Raw genomic sequence first — 14620 nt, 5'->3', positions numbered from 1 at the left:
TCTTGCCGCACCGGCGGCGAAAATCTTTCCTCCGAAAGATTTTCCGGCCTCACCCCGTCAGCCGCGCCAACTCGGCGCCGAGCTCGTCGAAATGCCCGATCACCCCCTCGGGGGTCAGCGCCCGCACCGCCTCGCCATCGGGGCCGAAGGTCACCAGAATGCAGGGCACGCCCGCCGCGGCGGCGGTCTTGCGGTCGGTCTCGGTGTCGCCGATGAGGCAGCTTTGCGCCAACACTCCGCCCAGTCGCCGGACCGTCTCGGCCAGCGGCGCCGGATCTGGCTTGCGCACCGGCAGCGTGTCCGCCCCGATCAGCGCGCCGAAAAGATCGCGCACCCCCAGCCGGCGCAGCAGCGTCTCGGCCAGCGCCTCGGGCTTGTTGGTGCAGATGCCAACGGGTACATGCGCCGCGCGCAGCGCCTCCACCGCCGCAACCGCGCCGGGATAGAGCACCGTGTGCGTGTCGATCGCATCACCATAAGCGTCGAGCAGTTCCGGATACCAGCGTTCCACCACCGCCTCGTCCGGCGTGCCCGCACGCTCCAGCCCCAGCCGCAGCATGGCGCGACCGCCGCGAAACGCCGTCGAGGCATCGGCAACGGGATCGAGCCGCACCGGCCCGCCCATGCGCTCGAAACACCGGTTCGCGGCGGCGATCAGATCGCCGCTGGTATCCGCCAGCGTTCCGTCGAGATCGAAGATCACCGTCCGCATGTGCCGCCCTTTCCTGTCACACGCCGAAATCCAACGTGATACGCACCATCTTGCCCCTGTTCCCTGACCCGATAAAACGGGCTCAGGCAGAACACAAACGAGAAACCGGCATGAGCATCGCCCTGATCATCCTTGCTGCGGGCAAGGGCACCCGCATGGAGTCCGACCGTCCCAAGGTGCTGCACCGCATCGCGCATGCGCCGATGCTCTGGCACGCCATGCGCGCCGGCCAGACGCTTGAGCCCGCCCGCACCATCGTGGTCGCGGGCCATGAGGCAGAACAGGTGGCCCAGGCCGCGCATGATTACGCCCCCGAGGCCCGGGTGGTGATCCAGGAAAAGCAGCTCGGCACCGCCCATGCGGTGGCGCAGGCCGCGCCGGAGCTCGACGGGTTCGAAGGCGACGCCATCGTGCTTTACGGCGACACGCCCTTTATCAGCCAGGACACGCTGGAGGCCATGGCCCGCGCCCGTGCCGCCCATGACGTGGTGGTGCTGGGCTTCGAGGCCGCCGATCCGGGCCGCTACGGGCGGCTGGTGACCGAGGGTGACACGCTGACCCGCATCGTGGAATTCAAGGATGCCACAGATGAGGAACGCGCCATAACGCTTTGTAATTCCGGCGTTGTGTCCGCCGACGCGCAGACCCTCATGGGGCTGGTCTCGGCGGTGACGAACGACAACGCCGCCGGCGAATATTACCTGCCCGACATCGTCACCATCGCCCGCGCGCGCGGCCTCTCCGCCGGCGTCGTGCATTGCGCCGAGGCCGAGACGCTCGGGATCAACTCCCGCGCCGAGCTGGCCGGCGCCGAGACGGCGTTCCAGCAAGGCCTCCGCGCCCGGCTCATGGCGGACGGCGTCGCCTTGCAGGCGCCCGACACGGTGTTTTTCGCCTGGGACACCGCCGTCGGCCGCGATGCGGAAATCGAGCCCAACGTGATCTTCGGCCCCGGCGTCACGGTGGAATCCGGCGCCCGCATCCGCGGCTTTTCGCATCTCGAGGGCGCCCATGTCAGCCGCGGTGCCGTGGTCGGCCCCTTCGCCCGGCTGCGCCCGGGCGCCGAGCTTGCCGAAGACAGCCATGTGGGCAATTTCGTCGAGGTCAAGAACGCCTATCTCGGCGAGGGCGTGAAGGCCAATCACCTGACCTATCTCGGCGATGCCGATATCGGCGACGGCAGCAATATCGGCGCCGGCACCATCACCTGCAATTACGACGGCGTGTTCAAGCACCGCACCACCATCGGCAAGGGCGCCTTTATCGGCTCCGACACGATGCTGGTGGCCCCGGTCACCGTGGGCGATGGCGCCATGACCGGCTCGGGCTCGGTCATCACCGAGGACGTGGCGCCGGGCGCGCTGGCGCTGGGGCGTGCGAAACAGGTGACGAAACCCGGCTTCGCAACCCGGCTCTTCGACATGTTGCGCGCCAAAAAAGCAAAACAGACCAAGGGGTAACGGATATGTGTGGAATTGTCGGCGTTCTGGGGTCGCACGAAGTCGCCCCCATGCTGGTCGAGGCCCTGCGGCGGCTGGAATATCGCGGTTACGACAGCGCGGGGATCGCCACGGTGAACGACGGTCGGCTCGACCGCCGCCGTGCGGTGGGCAAGCTGGTCAATCTCTCCGACCTGCTGGTGCACGAGCCGCTGGCGGGCAAATCCGGCATTGGCCAGACCCGCTGGGCCACCCATGGCGCGCCGTCCACCCGCAACGCCCACCCGCATCGCTGCGGGCCGGTGGCGGTGGTCCATAACGGCATCATCGAGAATTTCCGCGAGCTGCGCGAAGAGCTGAGCGAGCACGGCCTCCTGCCCGAGACCGACACCGATACCGAGCCGGTCGCGATGCTGACCCGGCACTATCTCGACGCCGGGCTGAGCCCCGCCGAGGCAGCGGCGAAAACCGTGTCGCGGCTGGAAGGCGCCTTTGCGCTGGCCTTTCTCTTCGACGGGGAAGACGACCTGATCATCGGCGCCCGCAAGGGAGCGCCGCTGGCCATCGGCCATGGCGAGGGCGAGATGTTCGTCGGCTCGGACGCCATCGCGCTGGCGCCGCTTACCGACACGATCACCTATCTCGAAGACGGCGACTGGGCGGTTGTGACCCGCGAGGGCGCACAGATCTTCGACATGGAGAACCGTCTTGTGAACCGCGAGGCCCGTAAGATCCGCATGGATGCGGCGCGGGTCGACAAGGCCGGGTTCAAGCATTTCATGGCCAAGGAGATCGCCGAACAGCCCAGCGTTCTCGCCGATGCGCTGGGGGCCTACCTCGACGGGGAAAGCATCAATATCCCCTCGGAAGATCTTGATTTCAATAAGGTTGATCGGCTGACGCTGGTGGCCTGCGGCACCGCGTACTACGCCTGCCTGACGGCGAAATACTGGTTCGAGCGGCTGGCGCACCTGCCTGTCGAGGTCGATATCGCCTCGGAATTCCGCTATCGCGAACCGCCGGTACTGCCGGGCACCGTGGCGCTCTTTGTCTCGCAATCGGGCGAGACCGCCGATACGCTGGCCGCCCTGCGCTATTGCAAGGAAAAAGCCGACAAGATCGTCTCGGTGGTCAATGTGGAGACCAGCTCCATCGCGCGCGAGAGCGATCTGGCGCTACCGATCCATGCCGGCGTCGAGGTTGGCGTCGCCTCCACCAAAGCCTTCACATGCCAGCTCAACGTGTTGCTTTTGCTGGCAATAAAGGCAGCCACCGCGCGCGGGATCATGCCAGAGTCCGACGCCGCCGCGCTGCTCGCCGAGCTGCGCGCTCTGCCGGGGCTCTTCAACGCCGCGCTCGATCGCGACGCGACCATCGAAAAGGCCGCGAAACAGATCTCCGAGGCGCGCGACGTGCTGTTCCTGGGCCGCGGTCTGATGTACCCTCTTGCTTTGGAAGGCGCGCTCAAGCTAAAGGAAATCAGCTACATACACGCCGAAGCTTATGCGTCTGGAGAATTGAAGCACGGCCCCATCGCGCTGATCGACAAGACCGTGCCGGTGATCGTCATGGCGCCGCATGACTCGCTCTTCGACAAGACCGTGTCGAACATGCAGGAGGTCATGGCGCGCGGCGGCAAGGTCTGCCTGATCACCGACGCGGCGGGTGCGGCGCAGGCCGGCGAAGGCGTCTGGCAGGTGATCACCCTGCCGGCGGTGGATGAGCGCCTGTCACCGCTGCTCTATGCGCTGCCGGCGCAGCTTCTGGCCTATCACGCGGCGGTGGCGAAGGGCACCGATGTGGACCAGCCCCGCAACCTGGCGAAATCGGTCACGGTGGAATAATCCGACCGCGCACAGCCTGCCCGGCCTCGCGTCCGGCGGCACGGTCGCGGTGAGTATTTGCGGAAAGATGAAAGACGGGCATAGTCTGCGGCGCAGCATGTCTTTCGGAGTTTGGTATGGCAAAACAGTTCGACGCGCTGAGCGAGGAGCACATCGCCTTTATCGAGGCGCAGCACATGTTCTTCGTCGGCTCCGCCGCGCCCACGGGGCGGGTCAATGTCAGCCCCAAGGGCATGGACACGCTGCGGGTGCTGGGGCCGAACCGGATCGCCTTTCTGAATCTCACCGGCTCGGGCAACGAGACCGCGGGGCATCTGTTGCAGGATCCCAGGATCACGCTGATGTGGTGCGGTTTCGAAAAGCGTCCGCTGATCCTGCGCGCCTATGGCACCGCGCGGATGATCCAGCACAGCGATCCCGGCTGGGGCGAGATGCTGGATCTCTTTCCCGACCTGCCCGGCGCGCGGCAGATCTGCGAGATCGCGGTGGAGCTGGTGCAGAATTCCTGCGGCTATGCGGTGCCCTATATGGAATTCGCCGGCGAGCGCGACACGCTGCGCCGCTGGGCCGAGACCAAGGGCTATGACGGGCTGCGCGCCTATTGGGCGGAGAAGAACGCGGCAACGCTCGACGGTGCCCCCACCGGGATCGAGGCTGACGCCACATGACACCGGACGACGCGCTGGCGGAGATTGCGGCGGGGGCGATCCCCGGCAAGGCCGAGGAGATGCGCGCCTATCACAAGGTCGACCGGCGCTATCTCGGCGTGCCGACCCCGGTGCTCAACGATCTCACCCGCGCCTGGCGGCAGAGCCTGGATGTGCCGGCGCGCGTGGCGCTGGCGGATGGGCTCTGGCAGACCGATATCTACGAGGCGCGCGTGGCGGCGGCCAAGCTGCTGACACAGGCGCGGATCCGGCCCGACGATGCGGTCTGGGCGCTGATCCGGAGCTGGGTGCCAAGCTTTGACAGCTGGGCCATCGCCGATCACGCCTGTCAGGCCGGGCAGCGGCGGCTGACGGCGGATCGCAGCCGGGTCGCCGGGATCGAGAGCTGGACCCAGAGCCCGCTGATGTGGACGCGCCGGGCGGCGCTGGTGATCACCCTGCCCTGGGCGCGCATGAACCACCCGACCGAGGCGGATCTGGCGATCCGCGACCGGGTGCTCGGCTGGGCGGCGGGCTATGTGCCTGACCGCGACTGGTTCATCCAGAAGGCGGTGGCCTGGTGGCTGCGCGATCTGTCGAAACACGATGTGGCGCGCACCCGGGCCTTTCTGGAGACCCATGGGCCACGCATGAAGCCTTTCGCGCTTCGCGAAGCCTCGAAATATCTCTGAGCGGTATTTCGGGGTTTCCCGAAATAGGGATCAGAGCCGCTGGCGCAGATGCGCGATGCCCGCGCGGATCTCGTCACGGATCGGATCGTCGCGCGGTGCGTCGCGCAGGGTGGCGAGCAGCTCGGGCGCCGGACGGCCCTTGCGCGCCCAGCTGAGCCCGCGCATGTGCGTCCGGGCGGGCTCGGGCAACGCGTCGGGCAGATCCTGTCCCGAGAGCGTCGCCCAGACCCCGGCCCAGCAGCGCGCCACCGACCACGGGTTGTAGCCGCCGCCACCCGAGACGATCAGGCGCGGCGCCAGCGCGAAGAGCGCCGCGACCGCGCGGAAATGGCTGTTGTTGGAGAGCGTTAGCCGCGACAGCGGGTCTTCGGTGAGCGCGTCGGCGCCGCATTGCAGGAACACGGCGTCGGGCGCAAACCCCTCGACGGCGGGCAGGATCAGCTCTTCCAGCGCGTAGGTGAATTCGCTGTCGTTGAAGCCGCGCGGCACCGGCAGGTTGAAGGCCGCGCCACCGCCGGTATCGGCAAGCGCGCCGGTGAAGGGCCAGCGCCGGTCTTCGTGCAGAGAGATCACCCGCACTTGCGAGGAGCCGTGAAAGGCGATCTCCACCCCGTCGCCGTGATGGGCGTCTATATCCACATAGACGACACGGCGGGCACCGAGCCGCAGCAGGTGCCGGATGGTCAGCACCGGCTCGTTGAGAAAGCAGAACCCGGCGGCGCGGTCAGCCAGGGCGTGATGGGTGCCGCCGCCGGAATTGTAGACCGCGCGGACCTGCCCCGACATCACCAGCTCGGCAGCGAGCAGCCCGCCGCCCACGGCGGTGGCCGGGCGGCGGTACATCTCGGGAAAGACCGGGTTCGACAGAGTGCCGAGCCCGTGGCGCTCGCGGATCGCGTCGCTGACAGCGCCCGACGCCTCCGCCGCCTGAAGCGCCGCGACATAGGCGGGGCTGTGAAAGCTCGTGAGCGCGGCGGGGCGCGCGCGGGGGCTGGTGCGGTAGAGCCGTGACGGCAGCCAGCCCAGAAGGCGGGCGAGATCGGTCGCCGCCGGCACCCGCTCGATGGAGAGCGGATGGCGGGCGCCGTAGCGCGAGCCGCGATAGATCTCGGAACCGATGAAAAACGCGCGTTGCATGGGGCTTATCTAGGGCGGATCGGCACCGGCGGAAAGCGCAACACAGGCGCTGCGGAAAACGCTCGGGGCCCGTTGCACATCCCGCGCGCTTCCGCTTATGTCGCGCCATGTTTGGCGCCACGCTGACCCTCCGCACCATCGGTCTGACCATTCTGCTGCTCGCTTGCGGCGGGCTGAGCGGCCTGCTGGCCAAGGCGCTGCACCTGCCGATGCCCTTCATGCTGGGCAGTCTGGCGAGCTCGGGGCTTGCCATCGCGCTTTTCCAGGACGGGGCGCTGCGCGATTACAGCTTTCCCATGCGGTTCCGCACGCTCTGCATCGGGCTGATCGGGGTGATGATCGGCACGCAGGTCAAGCCCGAGCTGCTGGACGTGGCGGGCGACATGCTGCTGACGCTGGCGATGCTGGCGGTTTTCGTGATGCTGGCGCATGGCGGCAATTACCTGATCTACCGGCGGCTCGGCGGGTTCGACCGCGCCACCGCCTATTATTCCGGCACGCCGGGCGGGCTGATGGAGAGCCTGGTGATGGGCGAGCGCGCCGGGGCCGATCCGGCGCAGCTCACGGTGCAGCAATTCCTGCGGATCATCCTCGTGGTGACGCTGGTGCCGGCGGCGCTGTCGCTCTGGGTGGGGCATCCGGTGGGCAGCGCGGCGGGGTTCGGCGGCAGCGCGGCAGAGCCCGTGACACCGCTGGCGCTGGTGCTGATCGTGATCGCCGCGGCGGCCGGGCTGGCGCTCGGACAGGTGATCCGCCTGCCGGCGGCGCAGATCACCGGGCCGCTGCTGCTTTCGGGGGCGCTGACCGCAACCGGGCTCGTGGACCTGCACCTGCCGTTCTGGCTGATCGCCGGTGCGCAGGTGGTGGTGGGCGTGTCGCTGGGGATGCGGTTTTCCGGCATCAGCCTGGCGATGCTGCGCCGGTCGCTGGGGCTGAGCGTGACCTCGGTGCTGTTCATGCTGCTGCTGGGGGCGGGCTTTGCCACGGTGCTGGCGCATGTCACCGGCGTGCCCTTCCTGCTGCTGATGATCTCCTATTCGCCGGGTGGCGTGACCGAGATGTCGGTGGTGGCGCTCAGCCTCGCCGCCAACCCGGCGCTGGTGAGCCTGCACCATGTGGTGCGGATCCTGTTCACCGTGGGCTTCATGAGCCTCGCCGAACGGCATGTGAACCTGTCCGAGGGCTGAGGCCGCCCGCAACGTCCTTCGAAGGACGTTGCAAGAGTTTTCGAAAACTCTTGCGCGCCCGGCCCGGCGGTCAGCCCGCCGCTTCGGCCTTTTCCTCGAGCTCCAGCCATTCCTCTTCCGCCGCCGCGAGCCGCTCCTGCCGTTCGGTGAGCGCCTCGGTGGCCTTGCGGAACTTCACCGGCTCGCGGGTGAAGAGCTCGGGATCGGCCAGCAGCTGCTCGAGCTTGCCGATCTCCGCCTCCAGCCGCGCGATCACCCCGGGCAGCTCCTCCAGCCGGTGCTTTTCGGTAAAGCTCAGCCCCGGCGCCTGCGGTTTCGGCGCGGGTTTCGCCTTCGCCGCCTCCTCCTTCGCCGGTTTCACGGGTTTGGCAGCGGCGGGCGCGGTCTCGGCCTTCTGCGCCTGATAATCGCTCCAGCCGCCGGCATAGACCACGGCGCGGCCATCGCCCTCCATGGCGATGGTCGTGGTGGCGATGCGGTCGAGGAAATCGCGGTCGTGGCTGACGATCAGCACCGTGCCATCGTACTCGCCCAGCAGATCCTGCAACAGGTCCAGCGTCTCGACATCGAGATCGTTGGTCGGCTCGTCCAGCACCAGCAGGTTGCTTTCCTTCGCCATCAGCTTGGCCAGCAGCAGCCGCGCCTTTTCGCCGCCCGAGAGCGAGCGCACCGGCGCCCGCGCCTGGCGTTCGTCGAAGAGGAAATCCTTGAGATAGCCCACCACATGGCGCGGCTCGCCGCGCACCAGCACCTGATCGGCCTTGCCCGAGACCCGCATCTCCTTGTCGCCGGTGAGGCTTTCCCAGAGGCTCATGTCCGGATCGAGCTGGGCGCGCGACTGGTCGAACACCGCCGGCACGAGATTGGTGCCGAGCTTGACGAGGCCGTCATCGGGTGCCAGCTCGCCGATCAGCATGCGGATCAGCGTCGTCTTGCCGGTGCCGTTCGGCCCGACAAAGGCCACCCGGTCGCCGCGCTGCACGGTGATCGAGAAATTCGACACGATGGTCTTGTCGCCAAAGGCCTTGGCGATGCCCTGCGCCTCGATCACCTTCTTGCCGGAGGTCGGTGCCGAGGCCAGCTCCATCGCCGCCACACCCTGCCGCCGGATCATGCCGGCGCGCTCCTGGCGCAGCGCCTTCAGCGCGCGCACCCGGCCCTGGTTGCGGGTGCGCCGGGCCGAGATGCCCTCGACCGCCCATTTCGCTTCGGATTTGATCTTGCGGTCGAGCTTGTGGCGCGCCTCGTCTTCCTCGGCCCAGATCTTGTCGCGCCATTCCTCGAAGGCGCGGAAGCCCTGCTCATGCCGCCGCACGGCGCCACGGTCGATCCAGAGCGTCGCGCGGGTCAGCTCCTCAAGGAACCGCCGGTCGTGGCTGATCAGGACAAAGGCCTTGCGGGTGCCCTTGAGTTCGCTTTCCAGCCACTGGATCGCGGCGATATCAAGGTGGTTGGTGGGCTCGTCGAGCAGCAGCACATCCGGATCCTGCGCCATCAGCCGGGCCAGCGCCGCACGGCGCCGCTCGCCGCCCGAGGCGGTGGCGACCGGACGCGCCGGATCGAAGCCCAGCCCCTGCCCCGCGGCCTCGACCAGATACATCTCCGCCGGTCCCAGCCCCTCGGCCGCATAGTCGCCCAGCGTCTCGAAACCGCTCAGATCCGGCTCCTGCTCCATATAGCCGACGCTGGTGCCGGCGGGGACCACGCGGGTGCCGGTGTCGGACTCCACGAGCCCGGCCATGACCTTCATCAACGTGGATTTGCCCGAGCCGTTGCGACCCACCAGCGCGACGCGGTCGCCGGGCTGGACATTGAGCGAGAGGCCGGAAAAGACCGGCTCGCCGCCGAAGGTGAGCGAGATGTCGGAGAGTTGGAGAAGCGGTGCCTGTGCCATGTCCGATGCGCTATGTCGGGAGGCCGGGCGCGTCAAGGGGCGGTTACTGCGGGAGTGTGCGCTTGGCGGTTGGCGTGAGGTGGGCAGGACTGCCCACCCTACGCGAGGCGGGCCGCAGCGCGCCGCCGCCCTCGCCCGCTTCAAACCCGGCTGATCCGCCCGCCACTCACCGGAGCCGCCACGCCCGTCGTCTCCGGCGCCGAGATCGGAAGCCCGCGCATCACCCGCACCGCGAGATGGGCAAAGGCCTGCGCCTCGAGCATGTCGCCGTCGAGCCCGACCGCCTCCACCGGCTCCACCGGGCAGTCGAGCCCCGCCGCGAGCATCGCCATCATCACCGGATTCTTGCGCCCGCCGCCGGTGACCAGCAGCCGCGACGGCTGGTTGCGGCAATGCTCCAGCCCCTGCATCACCGCCGCCGCGGCCATCGCCGTCATCGTCGCCGCCGCGTCCGCATCGGAGAGCTCGCGCACCAGATCCAGCATCAGCGCGAAATCGTCCCGATCAAGCGATTTCGGCGGCATCTTGCGGAAATAGGCCTCTTCCAGGAACAGCTCCAGCGCCCCTTCCACGACCCGCCCGCGCGATGCCAGCGCGCCGTCGCGGTCGCAATCGAGCCCCAGCCGCTCGGCCACCAGATCGTTCAGCGGCGCGTTCGCCGGGCCGGTGTCGAAGGCCAGCAGCGCGCCCTCGACCTCGGGTTTCGGCCAGAGCGGATCGACCCAGGTCAGGTTGCCGACCCCGCCGAGATTGAGAAAGGCCACCGGTTCGCGCGCCTTCATCCATTGCGCACAGGCGAAATGGAAGAACGGCGCCAGCGGCGCACCCTCGCCGCCGAGCGCCACATCCGCCGAGCGGAAATCCCAGACCACGTCACGCCCCAGCCGTTCGGCCAGCGCGTCGCCATCGCCGAGCTGATGCGTGCCCCGCCCCTGCGGCTCATGCGCCAGCGTCTGGCCGTGAAACCCCACGAGCTGCGCCTGCGGAAACCGCGCCAGCAGCTCCTCATGCGCCCTCTGCACCACCGCCAGCGCCTCGGAGACGTCGTCCTCTTGCCAGCGCCCCAGCGCCGCTTTCAGCACCGCGCGCTCATCCGGCGTATAAGGCCGATAGCCGCTCTCTCCGAATTCGAAAATCCTGTGGCCGTCGGTCAGCACCAATGCCGCGTCCACCCCGTCGAGCGATGTGCCCGACATCGACCCCAGCGCCCAGACCGGCGCTTCCGTCAACTTACCCTTCACCTCTGCTCGCCCCACCCTTATAGGAACCCCTGAACTATATGAGGGATACCCCATGACCTACCATCCCAAATCGGATTTCATGCAAGTCATGATCGAGCGTGGCTTTCTTGCCGATTGCACCGATTATCAGGGCCTCGACGAGGCGCTGACCAAGGGGGTGGTGCCGGGCTATATCGGGTTCGACGCCACGGCCAAATCGCTGCATGTGGGCTCGCTCATCCAGATCATGATGCTGCGCTGGCTGCAAAAGACCGGTCATCAGCCGATCACCCTCATGGGCGGCGGCACCACCAAGGTGGGCGATCCGAGCTTTCGCGCCGACGAGCGCCCGCTGCTGACGCCCGATCAGATCGACGACAATATTTCCGGGATCAAGCAGGTCTTTGCCAAATATGTCGACTACGAGAAAGACGGCAATCCGGCGCTGATGCTCAACAACGCCGAATGGCTCGACGGGCTCAACTATCTGGACTTCCTGCGCGATATCGGGCGGCATTTCTCGGTCAACCGGATGCTGTCGTTTGAATCGGTGAAATCGCGGCTCGACCGCGAGCAGTCGCTGAGCTTCCTGGAATTCAACTACATGATCCTCCAGGCCTATGATTTCCTCGAACTGAACCGCCGTTACGGCTGCGTCCTGCAGATGGGCGGCTCGGACCAGTGGGGCAATATCGTCAACGGCATCGACCTCACCCGCCGGGTGCTCGATACCGAGATCTTTGGACTCACCTCGCCGCTGCTGACCACCTCGGACGGCAAGAAGATGGGCAAATCGCAGGACGGCGCGGTCTGGCTGAATGCCGATATGCGCTCGCCCTACGAGTTCTGGCAGTTCTGGCGCAACACCACCGATGCCGATGTGGGCCGTTTCCTCAAGCTCTATACAGAGATGGATATCGACGAGTGCGAACGCCTCGGCGCGCTGGCCGGCTCCGAGATCAACCAAGCCAAGATCGCGCTGGCCAACGCGGTGACCACGCTCTGCCACGGTGCCGAGGCGGCGGCGGCGGCGGAAGCCACCGCGCGCGAGGTCTTCGAGAAGGGCGGCGTGGGCGACGACCTTCCGACGCTGGAACTCACGGCGGAAGAGATCGGCACCGGCATCTCCATCGTGCAGGTCATCGTGCGGGCGGGGCTGGCGAAATCCGGCAAGGAGGCCAAGCGCCTCATCGCCGAGAACGGCGCGCGGATCGACGACGCGCCGCTCACCGATGCCGGGCTGATGCTGGACGCGGGCGCGCTGGCCGCGCCGGTCAAGCTCTCGGCGGGCAAGAAGCGCCACGCGCTGGTGAAGCTCGCCTAGGATCTCTCGCCCAGGACATCAGGAGCGGTGGGCAGGAGGAGCGGTGGGCAGGATTGCCCACCCGGGCCCTGCCCCAACGGCCTCCCGCCCCGGACCCGATCCGGGGCCTCGCGCCCGATGGGGGACGCCCGGTTTCTGGCACCGCCTCAGAACACCGCCTGCAACAGCCCCAGCACCACGAATGGCAGCGACAGCGCAGTGGCCAGCAGCAGCGCCGCAGCAGCGGTGGGTTTCGGACGGGGCGCCACGGCGGCGATGGATCGGGGCGCCTCACGGCGCGGGGAACGAATCTGTGCCATGGCAGAAATTAACCACGGATTCACTTTCCAGATCCTTAATCCAGATCATGGACCCGCTTCGCCTGCCGCTGCCGCAATCGCCGGAATATGCCCGCACCCTGCGGATGCTGGGGATCGCTCTGCGCGGCGCGCATGCAGACAGTGTCGCCTGGCAGGTCCAGTCGCGCCGCCTGCCGGTGCTGGGCGCGGTCGATCTGCTCTCGCGCGGCCCGGTGGCGCGCGATCCCGCGGATCTTGATGCCGCACTCACACGCTGCCGCCGCCCCGGCGTACCGCTGCTGCTGAATGCCGACGGCATCGCGGCCGCGACGCTGCGCGCGGGCGGCTTCTGGCCGCTGCTCACCCCGGCGACCCTGGCGCTGCTGCCGCTCGGATCCGAAGACGCGATGCGCGCCGCGATGCACCAGAAATGGCGCAACCAGCTCAACCGCGCGACGCGGCACCGGCTGAAGATCTCCCGCCTGCCGCTCTCAGGCAACCACTGGCTGCTGGAGGCCGAGGCGCGCCAGGCAAGCGCCCGCCGCTACCGCGCCCTGCCGCCCGGGCTCATCGCCGCCTTCGCCCGCGCCAATCCCGGCAAGGCGCTGATCTGGGAAGCGCGCCACAGGGGCAGCCCGGTCGCCGCCATCGCGGTGCTGCGCCACGGTCGCATGGCAAGCTGGCAGATCGGCGTCACGCTGACGGAGGGCCGCCGCCTCGGCGCCATGAACGCCCTGCTCTGGCAGGCGATGCGCTGGCTGGCCGGCCACGGCCACGACCTGCTCGATCTCGGCATGCTGAATTCCGACGACGCCCCCGGCCTCGCCCGGTTCAAGCTGCGCAGCGGCGCCTCCGCGCACCGGCTGGGCGGCACCTGGCTGCGTATGGGCGCGCTCGCGCCCCTCGCCCGCCATCTGCCAGCGCGGCTCGCCGCCTGAACACAACAGGCGTTTCCATTGGCTGAAAATATCCCGGGTGGTGAATTGGCCCCCTCGGGGGCCAAGAGGAGGGCAGCGCCCTCCTCCCGCGGCGCCCGGCCGCCGCAGGCGGCGGGGCGCAAACCCTGCGCGCGCCCGGCACGGACGCGCCCCGCTCAGTCGGTCGCCTCGACCGAGACCATCACGTCGGGCGCGCCGACCACGGCGCCGTTGCGCCCGGCGCCGCGCTTGATCGCGTCGACCACATCCATGCCCGAGGTCACCTCGCCGACAACGGTATATTGCCCGTTCAGATGCGGCGCCGGGGCAAACATGATGAAGAACTGCGAATTCGCCGAATTCGGGTTCTGCGAGCGCGCCATGCCCACCGCGCCCCGGGTGAAGGGCCGGTCGGAGAACTCCGCCGGCAGGTCCGGCAGGTCCGAGCCGCCGGTGCCCGCCAGCCGCATGTCGCCGCCGCGCTTGCCGTATTGCACGTCGCCGGTCTGCGCCATGAAGCCCTCGATCACGCGGTGGAACACCACCCCGTCATAGGCGCCCTGCTCGGCCAGCGTCGTGATCCGCTCTGCATGCTGCGGTGCCACGTCGTCGAAAAGCTCGATATGGAAGCTGCCATTCGCTCCCTCGCCCTCGACGGTCACGTCCAGCCCCGCCGCCGAAAGCGGCGCGGCCAGAACGCAGAAGAGGCCGGCGACGAGACTACGCATCGGAGGCCACTTTCACGCTGACCATGCGGTCGGGCTCCGCCGGCGGCTCACCGCGGGTGATCGCATCCACATGCGCCATGCCGTCGACCACCCGGCCATAGACGGTGTACTGCCCGTTCAGGAAGTGGTTGTCCTTGAAATTGATGAAGAACTGCGAATTCGCCGAGTTCGGGTTCATCGAGCGCGCCGCGCCCAGCGTGCCCCGGTCATGCGGCAGTTTCGAGAACTCCGCCGGCAGGTCGGGCAGGTCCGAACCGCCGGTGCCGGCGCGGCTCAGGTTGAAATCCTGTTCCATATTGCCGTGGGCCACGTCGCCGGTCTGCGCCATGAACCCCTCGATCACCCGGTGAAAGGCGACATTGTCATAGGCACCGGCGCGCGCCAGCTCCTTCATCCGTTCCACATGTTTCGGCGCCACGTCGGGCAGCAGTTCGATCGTCACGGTGCCGCCCTTCAGCTCCATGAGGATCGTGTTCTCGGGGTCCTTGATCTCGGCCATGTCGCGTCTCTCCTATGCGCCTAAAGCTTGTCTCCGACTTAATCCGCCACCGCGCGATTGCCAAGGGACGCGCGTGCATTGACGCCGCCGGCCCTTCGGGGC

14 protein-coding genes are annotated in these 14620 nt (G+C 68.0%); 7 read left to right on the top strand and 7 right to left on the bottom strand.

Annotation, left to right across the window (positions count from 1 at the left end):
• Positions 1-49: 49 nt before the first annotated feature.
• The gene (locus Ga0080574_RS19815) at positions 50-712 is read right to left on the bottom strand and encodes an HAD-IA family hydrolase (protein ID WP_076703573.1); all 663 of its coding nucleotides are present in this window, start codon (positions 710-712) and stop codon (positions 50-52) included.
• A 110-nt stretch (positions 713-822) separates the two neighbouring features.
• On the opposite strand from Ga0080574_RS19815, the gene glmU reads away from it, so the two are divergent.
• From glmU to Ga0080574_RS19795, 4 genes are all read left to right on the top strand, one after another.
• Entirely contained in the window at positions 823-2172 is a 1350-nt protein-coding gene (gene glmU, locus Ga0080574_RS19810; protein WP_076703571.1) for a bifunctional UDP-N-acetylglucosamine diphosphorylase/glucosamine-1-phosphate N-acetyltransferase GlmU, read from the top strand.
• Between the two features lie 5 nt (positions 2173-2177).
• Positions 2178-3995, top strand: a complete 1818-nt coding sequence (gene glmS / locus Ga0080574_RS19805) for a glutamine--fructose-6-phosphate transaminase (isomerizing) (RefSeq protein WP_076703569.1) — start codon at positions 2178-2180, stop codon at positions 3993-3995.
• Between the two features lie 116 nt (positions 3996-4111).
• Complete coding sequence (locus Ga0080574_RS19800; protein ID WP_076703567.1) at positions 4112-4663, top strand: pyridoxamine 5'-phosphate oxidase family protein; 552 nt, start codon at positions 4112-4114, stop codon at positions 4661-4663.
• Positions 4660-5334, top strand: a complete 675-nt coding sequence (locus Ga0080574_RS19795) for a DNA alkylation repair protein (protein ID WP_076703564.1) — start codon at positions 4660-4662, stop codon at positions 5332-5334. The genes Ga0080574_RS19800 and Ga0080574_RS19795 overlap by 4 nt, the downstream gene beginning before the upstream one ends.
• A gap of 30 nt (positions 5335-5364) precedes the next feature.
• Here Ga0080574_RS19795 and Ga0080574_RS19790 read toward each other — a convergent pair whose 3' ends face one another.
• Positions 5365-6471 carry an acetoin utilization protein AcuC gene (locus Ga0080574_RS19790; RefSeq protein WP_076703562.1) on the bottom strand — a complete coding sequence of 369 codons (1107 nt, stop codon included), beginning with the start codon at positions 6469-6471 and terminating at the stop codon, positions 5365-5367.
• A gap of 107 nt (positions 6472-6578) precedes the next feature.
• On the opposite strand from Ga0080574_RS19790, the gene Ga0080574_RS19785 reads away from it, so the two are divergent.
• A complete protein-coding gene (locus Ga0080574_RS19785) occupies positions 6579-7658 on the top strand; it encodes an AbrB family transcriptional regulator (protein WP_076703560.1) in 1080 nt (359 codons plus the stop codon).
• Positions 7659-7728: 70 nt separating this feature from the next.
• Here Ga0080574_RS19785 and Ga0080574_RS19780 read toward each other — a convergent pair whose 3' ends face one another.
• Both Ga0080574_RS19780 and Ga0080574_RS19775 read right to left on the bottom strand, forming a co-directional pair.
• Positions 7729-9552, bottom strand: coding sequence for an ABC-F family ATP-binding cassette domain-containing protein (locus Ga0080574_RS19780; protein WP_076703555.1), 1824 nt, complete (start codon positions 9550-9552; stop codon positions 7729-7731).
• A 140-nt stretch (positions 9553-9692) separates the two neighbouring features.
• On the bottom strand, positions 9693-10781 hold the full coding sequence (locus Ga0080574_RS19775; RefSeq protein WP_237219293.1) for an anhydro-N-acetylmuramic acid kinase: 1089 nt from the start codon (positions 10779-10781) through the stop codon (positions 9693-9695).
• A gap of 64 nt (positions 10782-10845) precedes the next feature.
• Here Ga0080574_RS19775 and tyrS point away from each other — a divergent pair, with 64 nt between their 5' ends.
• Entirely contained in the window at positions 10846-12096 is a 1251-nt protein-coding gene (gene tyrS, locus Ga0080574_RS19770) for a tyrosine--tRNA ligase (protein WP_076703551.1), read from the top strand.
• Positions 12097-12242: 146 nt separating this feature from the next.
• On the opposite strand, the gene Ga0080574_RS26300 is transcribed toward tyrS, so the two are convergent.
• Positions 12243-12395, bottom strand: a complete 153-nt coding sequence (locus Ga0080574_RS26300) for a hypothetical protein (protein ID WP_198039750.1) — start codon at positions 12393-12395, stop codon at positions 12243-12245.
• A gap of 47 nt (positions 12396-12442) precedes the next feature.
• Between Ga0080574_RS26300 and Ga0080574_RS19765 the strand changes: the two genes are divergently transcribed.
• Complete coding sequence (locus Ga0080574_RS19765) at positions 12443-13312, top strand: GNAT family N-acetyltransferase (RefSeq protein WP_076703549.1); 870 nt, start codon at positions 12443-12445, stop codon at positions 13310-13312.
• Between the two features lie 155 nt (positions 13313-13467).
• Here Ga0080574_RS19765 and Ga0080574_RS19760 read toward each other — a convergent pair whose 3' ends face one another.
• Positions 13468-14019: a peptidylprolyl isomerase gene (locus tag Ga0080574_RS19760; protein ID WP_076703547.1), complete on the bottom strand. Its 552-nt coding sequence runs from the start codon at positions 14017-14019 to the stop codon at positions 13468-13470.
• Complete coding sequence (locus tag Ga0080574_RS19755; RefSeq protein ID WP_076703545.1) at positions 14012-14518, bottom strand: peptidylprolyl isomerase; 507 nt, start codon at positions 14516-14518, stop codon at positions 14012-14014. The genes Ga0080574_RS19760 and Ga0080574_RS19755 overlap by 8 nt, the downstream gene beginning before the upstream one ends.
• Positions 14519-14620: the final 102 nt, after the last annotated feature.

Origin of the sequence: Salipiger abyssi, assembly GCF_001975705.1 — a bacterium.
GTDB classification, from domain to species: Bacteria; Pseudomonadota; Alphaproteobacteria; order Rhodobacterales; family Rhodobacteraceae; genus Salipiger; species Salipiger abyssi.
This window is presented reverse-complemented; position numbering and strand designations above follow the sequence as displayed.